Source organism: Azoarcus sp. TTM-91, assembly GCF_012911025.1.
Classification (GTDB): Bacteria; Pseudomonadota; Gammaproteobacteria; order Burkholderiales; family Rhodocyclaceae; genus Azoarcus.
Genome location: NZ_WUEI01000321.1, coordinates 1 through 388 on the forward strand (window position 1 = coordinate 1; position 388 = coordinate 388).

Annotated in this window: 1 pseudogene; it reads left to right on the top strand. The window is 58.8% G+C overall.

The features are described 5' to 3' along the window. Window positions 1-145: 145 nt before the first annotated feature. Window positions 146-388, top strand: a pseudogene (locus GRF61_RS24435) (tRNA (N6-isopentenyl adenosine(37)-C2)-methylthiotransferase MiaB); the annotation flags it as partial.

Consider the following 388-nt stretch of genomic DNA (forward strand, 5'->3'; position numbering starts at 1 on the left):
TATCAGCAGTTGCTGACAGCCTGGGTTGTCAGCGATGACGATTACAAGGCTGCGGTGGCGGCACAAAGTCAGGCGCAAGCGCAGTCCCAGTAGTCAGAACGCCCCACGAAGCACGTGCCCCCAGGTCAACCACTGTGAACGGCACATGAAAAAAGTCTTCATCAAAACCTACGGCTGCCAGATGAACGAGTACGACTCGGACAAGATGTCCGACGTGCTCAACGCGGCTGAAGGTCTCGTCCCCACCGACACGCCCGAAGATGCGGACGTGATCCTCTTCAACACATGCTCCGTACGCGAGAAGGCGCAGGAGAAAGTGTTCTCCGAACTCGGCCGCGTGAAGGCGCTCAAGGCGCTCAAACCGGATCTCGTGGTCGGCGTAGGTGGC